The following is a 15,536-nucleotide window of genomic DNA, read 5'->3' as shown; positions in this document are numbered from 1 at the left end:
AATATGGCAATACGAAAACGCTTTATCGCTGGTGCAAAATGTCCAGCCTGTCAGGCGCAGGATTCAATGGCGATGTGGCGCGAAAATAATATTGATATTGTTGAATGCGTTAAGTGCGGACACCAAATGCGGGAAGCGGATAAAGAAGCCCGCGATCACGTTCGCAAAGATGAGCAAGTTATCGGGATTTTTTATCCGGACTAGCGATATGCGCTGAGTTTTTTTAAGCTAGTGAGTACACGGCTGCAGAATTCCGCTACAATCTGCGCCACAATTCTTCCCATGCTCAGGAGATATCATGAAAGTAGCAAAAGACCTGGTGGTCAGCCTGGCCTATCAGGTACGTACAGAAGACGGTGTGTTGGTTGATGAGTCTCCGGTGAGTGCGCCGCTGGACTACCTGCATGGTCACGGTTCCCTGATCTCTGGCCTGGAAACGGCGCTGGAAGGTCATGAAGTTGGCGACAAATTTGATGTCGCTGTTGGCGCGAACGACGCTTACGGTCAGTACGACGAAAACCTGGTTCAGCGCGTTCCTAAAGACGTATTTATGGGCGTTGACGAACTGCAGGTGGGTATGCGCTTCCTGGCTGAAACCGACCAGGGTCCAGTACCGGTTGAAATCACTGCCGTTGAAGACGATCACGTTGTGGTTGACGGTAACCACATGCTGGCTGGTCAGAATCTGAAATTCAACGTTGAAGTTGTGGCGATTCGTGAAGCGACCGAAGAGGAACTGGCTCACGGTCACGTTCATGGTGCGCACGATCATCACCACGATCACGACCACGACGGTTGCTGCGGCGGTCATGGCCACGATCACGGTCATGAACACGGTGGCGAAGGTTGCTGTGGCGGTAAAGGTAACGGCGGTTGCGGTTGCCACTAAGGCTGAACAGGTGACAAAAAAGCGGGGAATTCCCCGCTTTTTTTCGCCTCAATAGTGCGGAGGTGGCGTTTCTTCAGCCTGTGACGCGATGTTCGACGGCTGACTGGCTTTTAACTTCTCGGTCAGCAGACGCAGATGATCGCGCAGTTTTGCCATCTCCATTTCATGAGCGGTCACCGTGACGTTCAGTTCTTCAATGGTGATTTCCTGAAAAGCCAGTCGGCTCTCCAGCTCTGCCAGGCGTGCTTCCATTGATAAATCCTGCATGATTCACCTCTTTTGTCGAATGGTCGCCGCGGATTCTACTTAACTTTGTTGCCAGAGACAGCACTCATTTTGTGGCATCGAAACTAATTTAAACAAAAAGAGTCTGAAAATAGATGATAATAGGGCGTGTCTGTATGTAGATTTATCCGACAACGCTTTATAGTACCCTTCTGATAATAGTTAACCCTGGGGTGAGATGCCCCGATCCTGGAGATATGGATGAAATCACTGTTTAAAGTAACGCTGCTGGCGACCACAATGGCTGTTGCCCTGCATACACCAATCACTTTTGCTGCCGAAGCGGCGAAACCTGCTACAACTGCTGACAGCAAAGCAGCGTTCAAAAATGACGATCAGAAATCAGCTTACGCACTGGGCGCTTCGCTGGGTCGTTACATGGAAAATTCTCTGAAAGAACAAGAAAAGTTGGGCATTAAACTGGATAAAGATCAGCTGATCGCTGGCGTTCAGGATGCATTTGCTGATAAGAGCAAACTTTCCGATCAAGAGATCGAACAGACTCTGCAAGCGTTTGAAGCACGCGTGAAATCCTCCGCTCAGGCGAAGATGGAAAAAGATGCGGCTGATAACGAAGCGAAAGGTAAAGAGTACCGCGAGAAATTTGCCAAAGAGAAAGGTGTGAAAACCTCTTCTACTGGCCTGGTGTATCAAGTCCTGGATGCCGGTAAAGGTGAAGCACCGAAAGACAGCGACACTGTTGTGGTGAACTACAAAGGTACGCTGATCGACGGTAAAGAGTTCGATAACTCTTACACCCGTGGTGAACCGCTCTCCTTCCGTCTGGATGGTGTAATCCCGGGCTGGACTGAAGGTCTGAAGAACATTAAGAAAGGCGGCAAGATTAAGCTGGTTATTCCACCAGAACTGGCTTACGGCAAAGCGGGTGTTCCGGGGATCCCACCGAATTCTACCCTGGTGTTTGACGTAGAGCTGCTGGATGTGAAACCAGCGCCGAAGGCTGATACGAAGCCAGAAGCAGATGCTAAAGCAGCAGATTCTGCTAAAAAATAAGCATTAAAAACCGCCGCCTGACCAGGCGGCGGTTTTTTTATTGCAGGCCGGATATAATTAGTGCTGGAAAGCGGAACCTCCGCTGTATTAATTTAATTACCCGCATCATTAATGAGCCTGCCCTGAAAAGTTAACGACAGGCTCCTGAAAAGGAGTGTTTTTTTTCATGTCCAGGTCGCTTTTAACCAACGAAACCAGTGAGTTGGATTTACTGGATCAACGTCCTTTCGACCAGACCGATTTTGATATTCTGAAATCCTACGAAGCGGTGGTGGACGGGTTAGCGATGCTCATTGGCTCCCACTGTGAAATCGTTTTGCACTCTTTGCAGGATTTAAAATGTTCAGCCATTCGTATTGCCAACGGTGAACATACAGGCCGGAAGATTGGTTCGCCAATTACCGATCTGGCGCTGCGTATGCTGCACGATATGACGGGGGCGGATAGCAGCGTTTCTAAATGCTACTTTACTCGCGCCAAAAGCGGAGTATTAATGAAGTCCCTGACAATCGCCATTCGTAACCGCGAACAGCGAGTGATTGGTCTGCTATGTATCAATATGAATCTTGATGTTCCTTTCTCGCAGATTATGAGCACTTTTGTGCCGCCAGAAACCCCGGATGTCGGTTCAAGCGTCAACTTTGCCTCTTCTGTTGAAGATCTGGTTACCCAAACGCTGGAGTTCACCATTGAAGAAGTGAACGCCGATCGCAATGTTTCTAATAACGCCAAAAATCGCCAGATCGTGCTGAATCTTTACGAGAAAGGCATCTTCGACATCAAAGACGCGATCAACCAGGTGGCTGACCGTCTGAATATCTCCAAACATACTGTCTATCTCTATATCCGTCAGTTCAAGAGCGGTGATTTCCAGGGGCAAGATAAGTAATGCGTTTTGCCATCGTGGTAACCGGGCCAGCATACGGTACGCAACAGGCGAGTAGTGCTTTTCAGTTTGCGCAGGCGCTGATAGCCGAAGGTCATGAGCTGAGTTGCGTCTTTTTCTACCGGGAAGGTGTCTACAACGCCAACCAGTTGACCTCTCCCGCGAGTGATGAATTTGACCTTGTGCGCGGCTGGCAGCAATTGAATACACAACACGGCGTGATGCTGAATATCTGTGTGGCGGCAGCATTACGTCGCGGTATTGTCGATGAAACCGAGGCTGGAAGATTAGGTCTGGCATCAGCTAATCTCCAGCCGGGCTTTACCTTAAGTGGCCTTGGCGCTCTGGCGGAAGCCTCGCTGACCTGCGACAGGGTGGTACAGTTCTGATGAAACGAATTGCGTTTGTCTTTTCTACTGCACCCCACGGCACAGCGGCTGGCCGTGAAGGATTAGATGCATTACTCGCAACCTCCGCATTAACTGACGATATTGCAGTTTTCTTTATTGCCGATGGTGTTTTTCAAATTCTGCCAGGCCAAAAGCCCGATGTAGTGCTGGCGCGTGATTACATCGCTACCTTTAAACTGCTGGGGCTTTACGACATTGAACAGTGTTGGGTTTGTGCGGCTTCACTACGTGAACGCGGGTTAAATCCGGAGACACCATTGGTCGTGGAAGCCACGCCGCTCGAAGCTGAAACATTACGTCGTGAGCTTGGCAATTATGATGTTATTTTAAGATTTTGAGGCGTCCATGCTGCACACATTACATCGCTCCCCCTGGTTGACGGATTTTTCTGCACTGCTGCGTCTGCTCGGTGAGGGCGACGAACTGCTGTTATTGCAGGATGGCGTAACTGCCGCAGTTGACGGTAACCGCTACCTTGAAAGTCTACGTAATGCCCCCATTAAGGTCTATGCCCTGAACGAAGACCTCATTGCTCGCGGTTTGAGTGGTCAAATTTCGAACGATATCATCCGAATTGACTATACTGATTTCGTCAGACTTACGGTTAAGCACACCAGTCAGATGGCCTGGTGACGGCGGGATCGTTGTATATTTCTTGACACCTTTTCGACACCGCCCTAAAATTCGGCGTCCTCATATTGTGTGAGGACGTTTTATTACGTGTTTACGAAGCAAAAGCTAAAACCAGGAGCTATTTAATGGCAACAGTTAACCAGCTGGTACGCAAACCACGTGCTCGCAAAGTTGCGAAAAGCAACGTGCCTGCGCTGGAAGCATGCCCGCAAAAACGTGGCGTATGTACTCGTGTATATACTACCACTCCTAAAAAACCGAACTCCGCACTGCGTAAAGTATGCCGTGTTCGTCTGACTAACGGTTTCGAAGTGACTTCCTACATCGGTGGTGAAGGTCACAACTTGCAGGAACACTCCGTGATCCTGATCCGTGGCGGTCGTGTTAAAGACCTCCCGGGTGTTCGTTACCACACCGTACGTGGTGCGCTTGACTGCTCCGGCGTTAAAGACCGTAAGCAGGCTCGTTCCAAGTATGGCGTGAAGCGTCCTAAGGCTTAATGGTTCTCCGTTAAGTAAGGCCAAACGTTTTAAATTAATGTCAAACTAAACTCGTAGAGTTTTGGACAATCCTGAATTAACAACGGAGTATTTCCATGCCACGTCGTCGCGTCATTGGTCAGCGTAAAATTCTGCCAGATCCGAAGTTCGGATCAGAACTGCTGGCTAAATTTGTAAATATCCTGATGGTAGATGGTAAAAAATCTACTGCTGAATCTATCGTATACAGCGCGCTGGAGACCCTGGCTCAGCGTTCTGGTAAATCTGAACTGGAAGCATTCGAAGTAGCTCTCGAAAACGTGCGCCCGACTGTCGAAGTTAAGTCTCGCCGCGTTGGTGGTTCTACTTATCAGGTCCCAGTTGAAGTCCGTCCGGTTCGTCGTAATGCTCTGGCAATGCGTTGGATCGTTGAAGCTGCTCGTAAACGCGGTGATAAATCCATGGCTCTGCGCCTGGCGAACGAACTTTCCGATGCTGCAGAAAACAAAGGCACTGCAGTTAAGAAACGTGAAGACGTTCACCGTATGGCCGAAGCCAACAAGGCGTTCGCACACTACCGTTGGTAATCCCTTCGGAGTTTTAGTCACCAGGCGGGCGCTTCCAGTAAGCAGCCCGCTTTGGGCTACTTAAATTGAACGCCTAAAAGATAAACGAGGAAACAAATGGCTCGTACAACACCCATCGCACGCTACCGTAACATCGGTATCAGTGCGCACATCGACGCCGGTAAAACCACTACTACCGAACGTATTCTGTTCTACACCGGTGTAAACCATAAAATCGGTGAAGTTCATGACGGCGCTGCAACCATGGACTGGATGGAGCAGGAGCAGGAACGTGGTATTACCATCACTTCCGCTGCGACTACTGCATTCTGGTCTGGTATGGCTAAGCAGTATGAGCCGCATCGCATCAACATCATCGACACCCCGGGGCACGTTGACTTCACAATCGAAGTAGAACGTTCCATGCGTGTTCTCGATGGTGCGGTAATGGTTTACTGCGCAGTTGGTGGTGTTCAGCCGCAGTCTGAAACCGTATGGCGTCAGGCAAACAAATATAAAGTTCCGCGCATTGCGTTCGTTAACAAAATGGACCGCATGGGTGCGAACTTCCTGAAAGTTGTTAACCAGATCAAAACCCGTCTGGGCGCGAACCCGGTTCCGCTGCAGTTGGCGATTGGTGCTGAAGAACATTTCACCGGTGTTGTTGACCTGGTGAAAATGAAAGCTATCAACTGGAACGATGCTGACCAGGGCGTAACCTTCGAATACGAAGATATCCCGGCAGACATGGTTGAACTGGCTAACGAATGGCACCAGAACCTGATCGAATCCGCGGCTGAAGCTTCTGAAGAGCTGATGGAAAAATACCTGGGTGGTGAAGAACTGACTGAAGCAGAAATCAAAGGTGCTCTGCGTCAGCGCGTTCTGAACAACGAAATCATCCTGGTAACCTGTGGTTCTGCGTTCAAGAACAAAGGTGTTCAGGCGATGCTGGATGCGGTAATTGATTACCTGCCATCCCCGGTTGACGTACCTGCGATCAACGGTATCCTGGACGACGGTAAAGACACTCCGGCTGAACGTCACGCAAGTGATGACGAGCCGTTCTCTGCACTGGCGTTCAAAATTGCTACCGACCCGTTTGTTGGTAACCTGACCTTCTTCCGTGTGTACTCCGGTGTGGTTAACTCTGGTGATACCGTACTGAACTCCGTGAAAGCTGCACGTGAGCGTTTCGGCCGTATCGTTCAGATGCATGCTAACAAACGTGAAGAGATCAAAGAAGTTCGCGCGGGCGACATCGCTGCTGCAATCGGTCTGAAAGACGTAACCACTGGTGACACCCTGTGTGACCCGGATGCGCCGATCATTCTGGAACGTATGGAATTCCCTGAGCCGGTAATCTCCATCGCAGTAGAACCGAAAACCAAAGCTGACCAGGAAAAAATGGGTCTGGCTCTGGGCCGTCTGGCTAAAGAAGACCCGTCTTTCCGTGTATGGACTGACGAAGAATCTAACCAGACCATCATCGCGGGTATGGGTGAGCTGCACCTCGACATCATCGTTGACCGTATGAAACGTGAATTCAACGTTGAAGCGAACGTAGGTAAACCGCAGGTTGCTTACCGTGAAACTATCCGCCAGAAAGTTACCGATGTTGAAGGTAAACACGCGAAACAGTCTGGTGGTCGTGGTCAGTATGGTCATGTTGTTATCGACATGTACCCGCTGGAGCCGGGTTCAAACCCGAAAGGCTACGAGTTCATCAACGACATTAAAGGTGGTGTAATCCCTGGCGAATACATCCCGGCCGTTGATAAAGGTATCCAGGAACAACTGAAAGCTGGCCCGCTGGCAGGCTACCCAGTAGTAGACATGGGTATTCGTCTGCACTTCGGTTCTTACCATGACGTTGACTCCTCTGAACTGGCGTTTAAACTGGCTGCTTCTATCGCCTTTAAAGAAGGCTTTAAGAAAGCGAAACCAGTTCTGCTTGAGCCGATCATGAAGGTTGAAGTAGAAACTCCTGAAGAGAACACCGGTGACGTTATCGGTGACTTGAGCCGTCGTCGTGGTATGCTCAAAGGTCAGGAATCTGAAGTTACTGGCGTTAAGATCCACGCTGAAGTACCGCTGTCTGAAATGTTCGGATATGCAACTCAGCTGCGCTCTCTGACCAAAGGTCGCGCATCATACACTATGGAATTCCTGAAGTATGATGAAGCGCCGAGTAACGTTGCTCAGGCCGTAATTGAAGCCCGTGGTAAATAAGCCTCAGGGTTAATACCAAAGTCCCGTGCTCTCTCCTGAAGGGGAGAGCACTATAGTAAGGAATATAGCCGTGTCTAAAGAAAAATTTGAACGTACAAAACCGCACGTTAACGTTGGTACTATTGGCCACGTTGACCACGGTAAAACTACTCTGACCGCTGCAATCACCACCGTACTGGCTAAAACCTACGGCGGTGCTGCTCGTGCATTCGACCAGATCGATAACGCGCCGGAAGAAAAAGCTCGTGGTATCACCATCAACACTTCTCACGTTGAATACGACACCCCGACCCGTCACTACGCACACGTAGACTGCCCGGGGCACGCCGACTATGTTAAAAACATGATCACTGGTGCTGCTCAGATGGATGGCGCGATCCTGGTTGTTGCTGCGACTGACGGCCCGATGCCGCAAACCCGTGAGCACATCCTGCTGGGTCGTCAGGTAGGCGTTCCGTACATCATCGTGTTCCTGAACAAATGCGACATGGTTGATGACGAAGAGCTGCTGGAACTGGTTGAAATGGAAGTTCGTGAACTTCTGTCTCAGTACGACTTCCCGGGCGACGACACTCCGATCGTTCGTGGTTCTGCACTGAAAGCGCTGGAAGGCGACGCAGAGTGGGAAGCGAAAATCCTGGAACTGGCTGGCTTCCTGGATTCTTACATTCCGGAACCAGAGCGTGCGATTGACAAGCCGTTCCTGCTGCCGATCGAAGACGTATTCTCCATCTCCGGTCGTGGTACTGTTGTTACCGGTCGTGTGGAACGCGGTATCATCAAAGTTGGCGAAGAAGTTGAAATCGTTGGTATCAAAGAGACTCAGAAGTCTACCTGTACTGGCGTTGAAATGTTCCGCAAACTGCTGGACGAAGGCCGTGCTGGTGAGAACGTAGGTGTTCTGCTGCGTGGTATCAAACGTGAAGAAATCGAACGTGGTCAGGTACTGGCTAAGCCGGGCACCATCAAGCCGCACACCAAGTTCGAATCTGAAGTGTACATTCTGTCCAAAGATGAAGGCGGCCGTCATACTCCGTTCTTCAAAGGCTACCGTCCGCAGTTCTACTTCCGTACTACTGACGTGACTGGTACTATCGAACTGCCGGAAGGCGTAGAGATGGTAATGCCGGGCGACAACATCAAAATGGTTGTTACCCTGATCCACCCGATCGCGATGGACGACGGTCTGCGTTTCGCAATCCGTGAAGGCGGCCGTACTGTCGGCGCGGGCGTTGTAGCTAAAGTTCTGAGCTAATTACTCGTTAATTAGTTTTGAATTGAAAAGGGCGCTTCGGCGCCCTTTTTGCTGTCCGTAATTTATTCTGGAAATATTTAGTCGTAATTCTTGCTCGCTGTACCGTGGTGCAAATAAAATTGTGCTATTGTAATCATAACTATTCTCATTTACACTTTGCGCAGAATTTGAACGGGAGTAATCATGTACGTTTGTTTGTGTAATGGTGTAAGTGACAAAAAAATTCGTCAGGCGGTACGTCAATTTCATCCTCAGTCTTTTCAACAATTACGTAAGTTTATTCCTGTGGGAAATCAATGTGGTAAGTGCATTCGCGCCGCACGCGAAGTGATGCAGGATGAGTTGATGCAGATGCCCGAATTTAAAGAGATTGCCTGAAGCCCGCGCTTATTTTTTGACATCCCGCTAGCCCCATCTACGCTCTAATAGTGGAAGCGGAGGGACTATAAAATGAAAGGTGATGTTAAAATCATAAATTATCTCAATAAACTATTGGGAAATGAGCTTGTCGCAATCAATCAGTATTTTCTTCATGCCCGGATGTTTAAAAACTGGGGCCTGATGCGCCTTAATGACGTCGAATACCATGAATCCATCGATGAGATGAAACACGCTGATAAATATATCGAGCGTATTTTATTCTTAGAAGGAATCCCCAATTTACAGGATCTGGGTAAGCTGGGAATAGGTGAAGATGTCGAAGAGATGCTGCAGTCCGACCTGCGTTTAGAGTTGGAAGGGGCAAAGGATCTTCGTGAGGCCATCGCCTACGCCGACAATGTCCGTGACTATGTCAGCCGCGATATGATGATCGAAATTCTTGCTGATGAAGAAGGCCATATTGACTGGCTAGAAACTGAACTTGATCTCATTGATAAAATAGGCCTACAGAATTACCTGCAATCACAAATTAAAGTTAATGATTAACTGCCCGTCAGCAGACTATCCCAGCCTACAACGAAACCCGCAGCCGCCAGAAATGGTCCGAAAGGCAGCGGGTTTTTTAATGATGCTTTTCCCCTCATGAGCACACCAATAACAACAGCTCCGCAGGCGAATGACGCAGCAAGAAAAACCAGCCGTGGCAGAAATGCCCATGTATGCCAGGCTCCGAGGGCTGCGAGAAACTTCACATCGCCATAGCCTAATCCTTCTTTATGGCGCAGTATGCGATAACCCCAGTAGATAATGGCGAATGCACCGTAACCGATAATGGCCCCCCATAACGCATCGGCTAAACCGCCAGGGTGACAAATTTGATAAAAAAGAAGCCCGGACCAGAGTAATGGGCAGGTAAACCTGTCAGGCAGCAAGCCATGTTTTGCATCATAGAAAAAAAGCAGGGACGATAAACAAATGTATAAAATCAGAAAAGGAAAGGTGGCATCCATAAAGCATCCTCTGTAAATGGAGTATCACCTTCGAATAAGTCCAGATAATCAGCAACAAAGAATTGCCGACTTTGTTAACCTGGTTCCGGCGAAAAATTCTCTCTTCACAACCTTACATATTTGGTGGAATGTAGTTCGCAATATGCTCACTACGATTAATTTCTACGCGATGCTTGCGTCAGGCTCAGATTTACGTATAATGCGCGGGCTTGTCGTAGTTGACAGCAGGTTCAATCTGAACCTCAGTTAGCTGATTTTGGCTACCTAACAATGCTCCCAATCGGGGAGCTACGTAAGAACGGTTACACTCTCCCATCAATCGTAATGGGTCTGAGGAGTAATCATTTTCGTTTATAAAATAATTGGAGCTCTGGTCTCATGCAGAACCAAAGAATCCGTATCCGCCTGAAAGCGTTTGATCATCGTCTGATCGATCAAGCAACCGCGGAAATCGTCGAGACTGCCAAGCGCACTGGTGCGCAGGTCCGTGGTCCGATCCCGCTGCCGACACGCAAAGAGCGCTTCACTGTTCTGATCTCTCCGCACGTCAACAAAGACGCGCGTGATCAGTACGAAATCCGTACTCACTTGCGTCTGGTTGACATCGTTGAGCCAACCGAGAAAACCGTTGATGCTCTGATGCGTCTGGATCTGGCTGCCGGTGTAGACGTGCAGATCAGCCTGGGTTAATCAGGTCATTGAGCGATTGAGAGGTTGAAACAATGATTGGTTTAGTCGGTAAAAAAGTGGGTATGACCCGTATCTTCACAGAAGACGGCGTTTCTATCCCAGTAACCGTAATCGAAGTTGAAGCAAACCGCGTTACTCAGGTTAAAGACCTGGCTAACGATGGCTACCGTGCTATTCAGGTAACCACCGGTGCTAAAAAAGCTAACCGTGTGACCAAGCCTGAAGCTGGCCACTTTGCTAAAGCTGGCGTAGAAGCTGGCCGTGGTCTGTGGGAATTCCGCCTGGCTGAAGGCGAAGAGTTCACTGTAGGTCAGAGCATTAGCGTTGAACTGTTTGCTGACGTTAAAAAAGTTGACGTAACTGGCACCTCTAAAGGTAAAGGTTTCGCAGGTACCGTTAAGCGCTGGAACTTCCGTACCCAGGATGCTACTCACGGTAACTCCTTGTCTCACCGCGTACCGGGTTCTATCGGTCAGAACCAGACTCCGGGCAAAGTGTTCAAAGGCAAGAAAATGGCAGGTCAGATGGGTAACGAACGTGTAACCGTTCAGAGCCTTGACGTAGTACGCGTTGACGCTGAGCGCAACCTGCTGCTGGTGAAAGGTGCTGTCCCGGGTGCAACCGGTAGCGACCTGATCGTTAAACCAGCTGTGAAGGCGTAAGGAGATAGCAATGGAATTAGTATTGAAAGACGCGCAGAGCGCGCTGACTGTTTCCGAAACTACCTTCGGTCGTGATTTCAACGAAGCGCTGGTTCACCAGGTTGTTGTTGCTTATGCAGCCGGTGCTCGTCAGGGTACTCGTGCTCAGAAGACTCGTGCTGAAGTAACTGGTTCCGGTAAAAAACCGTGGCGCCAGAAAGGCACCGGCCGTGCGCGTTCTGGTTCTATCAAGAGCCCGATTTGGCGTTCTGGTGGCGTGACCTTCGCTGCTCGTCCGCAGGACCACAGTCAAAAAGTTAACAAGAAGATGTACCGCGGCGCGCTGAAAAGCATCCTGTCCGAACTGGTACGTCAGGATCGTCTGATCGTTGTCGAGAAGTTCTCTGTAGAAGCACCGAAAACTAAGCTGCTGGCACAGAAACTGAAAGACATGGCTCTGGAAGATGTGCTGATCATCACCGGTGAGCTGGACGAGAACCTGTTCCTGGCTGCGCGCAACCTGCACAAGGTTGACGTACGCGATGCAACTGGTATCGACCCGGTTAGCCTGATCGCCTTCGACAAAGTCGTAATGACTGCTGATGCTGTTAAGCAAGTTGAGGAGATGCTGGCATGATTCGTGAAGAACGTCTGCTGAAGGTGCTGCGTGCACCGCACGTTTCTGAAAAAGCGTCTACTGCGATGGAAAAATCTAACACCATCGTGCTCAAAGTTGCTAAAGACGCGACCAAAGCAGAAATCAAAGCTGCTGTGCAGAAACTGTTTGAAGTCGAAGTCGAAGTCGTTAACACCCTGGTTGTTAAAGGGAAAGTTAAACGTCACGGACAGCGTATCGGTCGTCGTAGCGACTGGAAAAAAGCTTACGTCACCCTGAAAGAAGGCCAGAACCTGGACTTCGTTGGCGGCGCTGAGTAAGTCGGAGGAGTAATACAATGGCAGTTGTTAAATGTAAACCGACATCTCCGGGTCGTCGCCACGTTGTTAAAGTGGTTAACCCTGAGCTGCACAAGGGCAAACCTTTTGCTCCGTTGCTGGAAAAAAACAGCAAATCCGGTGGTCGTAACAACAATGGCCGTATCACCACTCGTCATATCGGTGGTGGCCACAAGCAGGCTTACCGTATTGTTGACTTCAAACGCAACAAAGACGGTATTCCGGCAGTTGTTGAACGTCTTGAGTACGATCCGAACCGTTCCGCGAACATCGCGCTGGTTCTGTACAAAGACGGTGAGCGCCGTTACATCCTGGCCCCTAAAGGCCTGAAAGCTGGCGACCAGATTCAGTCTGGCGTTGATGCTGCAATCAAACCAGGCAACACTCTGCCGATGCGCAACATCCCGGTTGGTTCTACTGTTCACAACGTAGAAATGAAACCAGGTAAAGGCGGTCAGCTGGCACGTTCCGCTGGTACTTACGTTCAGATCGTTGCTCGCGACGGTGCTTATGTCACCCTGCGTCTGCGTTCTGGTGAAATGCGTAAAGTAGAAGCAGACTGCCGCGCTACTCTGGGCGAAGTTGGCAATGCTGAGCATATGCTGCGCGTTCTGGGTAAAGCAGGTGCTGCACGCTGGCGTGGTGTTCGTCCTACCGTTCGCGGTACGGCGATGAACCCGGTAGACCACCCACATGGTGGTGGTGAAGGTCGTAACTTTGGTAAGCACCCGGTAACTCCGTGGGGCGTTCAGACCAAAGGTAAGAAGACCCGCAGCAACAAGCGTACTGATAAATTTATCGTACGTCGCCGTAGCAAATAATTTTAGAGGATAAGCCATGCCACGTTCTCTCAAGAAAGGTCCTTTTATTGACCTGCACTTGCTGAAGAAGGTAGAGAAAGCGGTGGAAAGCGGAGACAAGAAGCCCCTGCGCACTTGGTCCCGTCGTTCAACGATCTTTCCTAACATGATCGGTTTGACCATCGCTGTCCATAATGGTCGTCAGCACGTTCCGGTATTTGTAACCGACGAAATGGTTGGTCACAAACTGGGTGAATTCGCACCGACTCGTACTTATCGCGGCCATGCTGCTGATAAAAAAGCGAAAAAGAAATAAGGTAGGAGGAAGAGATGGAAACTATCGCTAAACATCGCCATGCTCGTTCTTCTGCTCAGAAGGTTCGCCTTGTTGCTGACCTGATTCGCGGTAAGAAAGTGTCGCAGGCTCTGGATATTCTGACCTACACCAACAAGAAAGCGGCTGTACTGGTCAAGAAGGTTCTGGAATCTGCCATTGCTAACGCTGAACACAACGATGGCGCTGACATTGACGATCTGAAAGTTACGAAAATTTTCGTAGACGAAGGCCCGAGCATGAAGCGCATTATGCCGCGTGCAAAAGGTCGTGCAGATCGCATCCTGAAGCGCACCAGCCACATCACTGTGGTTGTGTCCGATCGCTGAGACTCTGGAGACTAGCAATGGGTCAGAAAGTACATCCTAATGGTATTCGCCTGGGTATTGTAAAACCATGGAACTCTACCTGGTTTGCGAACACCAAAGAATTCGCTGACAACCTGGACAGCGATTTTAAAGTACGTCAGTACCTGACTAAGGAACTGGCTAAAGCGTCCGTATCTCGTATCGTTATCGAGCGTCCGGCTAAGAGCATCCGTGTAACCATTCACACTGCTCGCCCGGGTATCGTTATCGGTAAGAAAGGTGAAGACGTAGAAAAACTGCGTAAGGTCGTAGCGGACATCGCTGGCGTTCCTGCACAGATCAACATCGCCGAAGTTCGTAAGCCTGAACTGGACGCAAAACTGGTTGCTGACAGCATCACTTCTCAGCTGGAACGTCGCGTTATGTTCCGTCGTGCTATGAAGCGTGCTGTACAGAACGCAATGCGTCTGGGCGCTAAAGGTATCAAAGTTGAAGTTAGCGGCCGTCTGGGCGGCGCGGAAATCGCACGTACCGAATGGTACCGCGAAGGTCGCGTACCGCTGCACACTCTGCGTGCTGACATCGACTACAACACCTCCGAAGCGCACACCACTTACGGTGTAATCGGCGTTAAAGTGTGGATCTTCAAAGGCGAGATCCTGGGTGGTATGGCTGCTGTTGAACAACCGGAAAAACCGGCTGCTCAGCCTAAAAAGCAGCAGCGTAAAGGCCGTAAATAAGGAGCGTCGCTGATGTTACAACCAAAGCGTACAAAATTCCGTAAAATGCACAAAGGCCGTAACCGCGGTCTGGCGCAGGGTACGGATGTTAGCTTCGGCAGCTTCGGTCTGAAAGCTGTTGGCCGTGGTCGTCTGACTGCACGTCAGATCGAAGCAGCACGTCGTGCTATGACCCGTGCAGTTAAGCGTCAAGGTAAGATCTGGATCCGTGTGTTCCCGGACAAACCGATCACTGAAAAGCCGCTGGCAGTGCGTATGGGTAAAGGTAAAGGTAACGTGGAGTATTGGGTTGCCTTGATTCAGCCGGGTAAAGTCCTGTATGAAATGGACGGTGTTCCGGAAGAGCTGGCCCGTGAAGCATTCAAGCTGGCAGCAGCGAAACTGCCGATTAAAACCACCTTTGTAACTAAGACGGTGATGTAATGAAAGCAAAAGAGCTGCGTGAGAAGAGCGTTGAAGAGCTGAACACCGAGCTGCTGAACCTGCTGCGTGAGCAGTTCAACCTGCGTATGCAGGCTGCAAGTGGCCAGCTGCAACAGTCTCACCTGTTGAAGCAAGTGCGTCGCGATGTCGCACGCGTTAAGACTTTACTGACTGAGAAGGCGGGTGCGTAATGACCGATAAAATCCGTACTCTGCAAGGTCGCGTTGTTAGCGACAAAATGGAGAAATCCATTGTTGTTGCTATCGAACGTTTTGTGAAACACCCGATCTACGGTAAATTCATCAAGCGTACGACCAAACTGCACGTACATGACGAGAACAACGAATGCGGTATCGGTGACGTGGTTGAAATCCGCGAATGCCGTCCGCTGTCCAAGACCAAATCCTGGACGCTGGTTCGCGTTGTAGAGAAAGCAGTTCTGTAATACAGTACACTTTCTCGATACGAATAAACGGCTCAGCGATGAGCCGTTTATTTTTTCTACCCTTATCGTTGAAGCGGTGTTATAATGCCGCGCCCTCGATATGGGGCTTTTTAACGGCCTGATTTTCGGGTCTCAGTAGTAGTTGACATTAGCGGAGCACT

The 15,536-nt window shown here is 49.8% G+C and carries 26 protein-coding genes; 24 read left to right on the top strand and 2 right to left on the bottom strand.

Features of this window, described 5'->3' with window-relative positions; translation table 11 throughout:
• Positions 1-3 precede the first annotated feature (3 nt).
• Positions 4-204 carry a YheV family putative zinc ribbon protein gene (locus tag A31E_RS06460; protein WP_001007731.1) on the top strand — a complete coding sequence of 67 codons (201 nt, stop codon included), beginning with the start codon at positions 4-6 and terminating at the stop codon, positions 202-204.
• Between the two features lie 94 nt (positions 205-298).
• Positions 299-889 (top strand): peptidylprolyl isomerase, encoded by a 591-nt coding sequence (slyD, locus tag A31E_RS06465; protein ID WP_000861334.1) that lies wholly within the window; start codon positions 299-301, stop codon positions 887-889.
• A 48-nt stretch (positions 890-937) separates the two neighbouring features.
• On the opposite strand, the gene A31E_RS06470 is transcribed toward slyD, so the two are convergent.
• Entirely contained in the window at positions 938-1,156 is a 219-nt protein-coding gene (locus A31E_RS06470) for a protein SlyX (RefSeq protein ID WP_001153620.1), read from the bottom strand.
• A 219-nt stretch (positions 1,157-1,375) separates the two neighbouring features.
• On the opposite strand from A31E_RS06470, the gene fkpA reads away from it, so the two are divergent.
• The 11 genes from fkpA (at position 1,376) to bfr (ending at position 9,576) form a co-directional block, all read left to right on the top strand.
• Positions 1,376-2,188: an FKBP-type peptidyl-prolyl cis-trans isomerase gene (gene fkpA / locus A31E_RS06475; RefSeq protein WP_000838277.1), complete on the top strand. Its 813-nt coding sequence runs from the start codon at positions 1,376-1,378 to the stop codon at positions 2,186-2,188.
• A 166-nt stretch (positions 2,189-2,354) separates the two neighbouring features.
• A complete protein-coding gene (locus A31E_RS06480; protein ID WP_000091466.1) occupies positions 2,355-3,077 on the top strand; it encodes a helix-turn-helix transcriptional regulator in 723 nt (240 codons plus the stop codon).
• On the top strand, positions 3,077-3,463 hold the full coding sequence (gene tusD, locus A31E_RS06485; RefSeq protein ID WP_016249272.1) for a sulfurtransferase complex subunit TusD: 387 nt from the start codon (positions 3,077-3,079) through the stop codon (positions 3,461-3,463). Before A31E_RS06480 ends, tusD begins: the two co-directional genes overlap by 1 nt.
• Positions 3,463-3,822, top strand: coding sequence for a sulfurtransferase complex subunit TusC (gene tusC / locus A31E_RS06490; protein ID WP_001517204.1), 360 nt, complete (start codon positions 3,463-3,465; stop codon positions 3,820-3,822). The genes tusD and tusC overlap by 1 nt, the downstream gene beginning before the upstream one ends.
• Positions 3,823-3,829: 7 nt before the next feature.
• Positions 3,830-4,117: a sulfurtransferase complex subunit TusB gene (tusB, locus tag A31E_RS06495; RefSeq protein ID WP_000903393.1), complete on the top strand. Its 288-nt coding sequence runs from the start codon at positions 3,830-3,832 to the stop codon at positions 4,115-4,117.
• 125 nt (positions 4,118-4,242) lie between these two features.
• Positions 4,243-4,617: a 30S ribosomal protein S12 gene (gene rpsL / locus A31E_RS06500; protein WP_000246815.1), complete on the top strand. Its 375-nt coding sequence runs from the start codon at positions 4,243-4,245 to the stop codon at positions 4,615-4,617.
• A 95-nt stretch (positions 4,618-4,712) separates the two neighbouring features.
• Positions 4,713-5,183, top strand: coding sequence for a 30S ribosomal protein S7 (rpsG, locus tag A31E_RS06505; RefSeq protein ID WP_001138043.1), 471 nt, complete (start codon positions 4,713-4,715; stop codon positions 5,181-5,183).
• Between the two features lie 96 nt (positions 5,184-5,279).
• Positions 5,280-7,394 carry an elongation factor G gene (gene fusA / locus A31E_RS06510; RefSeq protein WP_000124700.1) on the top strand — a complete coding sequence of 705 codons (2,115 nt, stop codon included), beginning with the start codon at positions 5,280-5,282 and terminating at the stop codon, positions 7,392-7,394.
• A 70-nt stretch (positions 7,395-7,464) separates the two neighbouring features.
• Positions 7,465-8,649, top strand: a complete 1,185-nt coding sequence (gene tuf / locus A31E_RS06515) for an elongation factor Tu (protein WP_000031784.1) — start codon at positions 7,465-7,467, stop codon at positions 8,647-8,649.
• Positions 8,650-8,832: 183 nt separating this feature from the next.
• Complete coding sequence (bfd, locus tag A31E_RS06520) at positions 8,833-9,027, top strand: bacterioferritin-associated ferredoxin (protein WP_000289090.1); 195 nt, start codon at positions 8,833-8,835, stop codon at positions 9,025-9,027.
• A 72-nt stretch (positions 9,028-9,099) separates the two neighbouring features.
• Entirely contained in the window at positions 9,100-9,576 is a 477-nt protein-coding gene (gene bfr / locus A31E_RS06525; RefSeq protein WP_000675514.1) for a bacterioferritin, read from the top strand.
• On the opposite strand, the gene A31E_RS06530 is transcribed toward bfr, so the two are convergent.
• Positions 9,573-10,040: a prepilin peptidase gene (locus A31E_RS06530; RefSeq protein ID WP_000340140.1), complete on the bottom strand. Its 468-nt coding sequence runs from the start codon at positions 10,038-10,040 to the stop codon at positions 9,573-9,575. The genes bfr and A31E_RS06530 overlap by 4 nt on opposite strands.
• Before the next feature lie 378 nt (positions 10,041-10,418).
• Between A31E_RS06530 and rpsJ the strand changes: the two genes are divergently transcribed.
• From rpsJ to rpsQ, 11 genes are read left to right on the top strand one after another with little or no spacing between them, the layout of a single operon-like run.
• Complete coding sequence (gene rpsJ / locus A31E_RS06535) at positions 10,419-10,730, top strand: 30S ribosomal protein S10 (protein ID WP_001181004.1); 312 nt, start codon at positions 10,419-10,421, stop codon at positions 10,728-10,730.
• 32 nt (positions 10,731-10,762) lie between these two features.
• Positions 10,763-11,392, top strand: coding sequence for a 50S ribosomal protein L3 (gene rplC / locus A31E_RS06540; protein WP_000579833.1), 630 nt, complete (start codon positions 10,763-10,765; stop codon positions 11,390-11,392).
• Between the two features lie 10 nt (positions 11,393-11,402).
• Positions 11,403-12,008, top strand: a complete 606-nt coding sequence (rplD, locus tag A31E_RS06545) for a 50S ribosomal protein L4 (RefSeq protein WP_000424395.1) — start codon at positions 11,403-11,405, stop codon at positions 12,006-12,008.
• Complete coding sequence (gene rplW / locus A31E_RS06550) at positions 12,005-12,307, top strand: 50S ribosomal protein L23 (protein WP_000617544.1); 303 nt, start codon at positions 12,005-12,007, stop codon at positions 12,305-12,307. Before rplD ends, rplW begins: the two co-directional genes overlap by 4 nt.
• Before the next feature lie 17 nt (positions 12,308-12,324).
• The gene (rplB, locus tag A31E_RS06555) at positions 12,325-13,146 is read left to right on the top strand and encodes a 50S ribosomal protein L2 (RefSeq protein WP_000301864.1); all 822 of its coding nucleotides are present in this window, start codon (positions 12,325-12,327) and stop codon (positions 13,144-13,146) included.
• Between the two features lie 16 nt (positions 13,147-13,162).
• The gene (gene rpsS / locus A31E_RS06560) at positions 13,163-13,441 is read left to right on the top strand and encodes a 30S ribosomal protein S19 (RefSeq protein WP_001138117.1); all 279 of its coding nucleotides are present in this window, start codon (positions 13,163-13,165) and stop codon (positions 13,439-13,441) included.
• 14 nt (positions 13,442-13,455) lie between these two features.
• Positions 13,456-13,788, top strand: coding sequence for a 50S ribosomal protein L22 (gene rplV, locus A31E_RS06565; RefSeq protein WP_000447529.1), 333 nt, complete (start codon positions 13,456-13,458; stop codon positions 13,786-13,788).
• A 17-nt stretch (positions 13,789-13,805) separates the two neighbouring features.
• Positions 13,806-14,507 (top strand): 30S ribosomal protein S3, encoded by a 702-nt coding sequence (gene rpsC, locus A31E_RS06570; protein WP_000529945.1) that lies wholly within the window; start codon positions 13,806-13,808, stop codon positions 14,505-14,507.
• A 12-nt stretch (positions 14,508-14,519) separates the two neighbouring features.
• Positions 14,520-14,930 (top strand): 50S ribosomal protein L16, encoded by a 411-nt coding sequence (gene rplP / locus A31E_RS06575; RefSeq protein WP_000941212.1) that lies wholly within the window; start codon positions 14,520-14,522, stop codon positions 14,928-14,930.
• Positions 14,930-15,121: a 50S ribosomal protein L29 gene (rpmC, locus tag A31E_RS06580; RefSeq protein WP_000644742.1), complete on the top strand. Its 192-nt coding sequence runs from the start codon at positions 14,930-14,932 to the stop codon at positions 15,119-15,121. The genes rplP and rpmC overlap by 1 nt, the downstream gene beginning before the upstream one ends.
• Positions 15,121-15,375 (top strand): 30S ribosomal protein S17, encoded by a 255-nt coding sequence (gene rpsQ, locus A31E_RS06585; RefSeq protein WP_000130100.1) that lies wholly within the window; start codon positions 15,121-15,123, stop codon positions 15,373-15,375. The genes rpmC and rpsQ overlap by 1 nt, the downstream gene beginning before the upstream one ends.
• Positions 15,376-15,536: the final 161 nt, after the last annotated feature.

It is taken from the genome of Escherichia sp. KTE159 (genome assembly GCF_000408805.1).
Classification (GTDB): Bacteria; Pseudomonadota; Gammaproteobacteria; order Enterobacterales; family Enterobacteriaceae; genus Escherichia; species Escherichia marmotae.
Note: the sequence above shows the minus strand (reverse complement) of the source record. Positions and strands in the feature narration are given on the sequence as shown.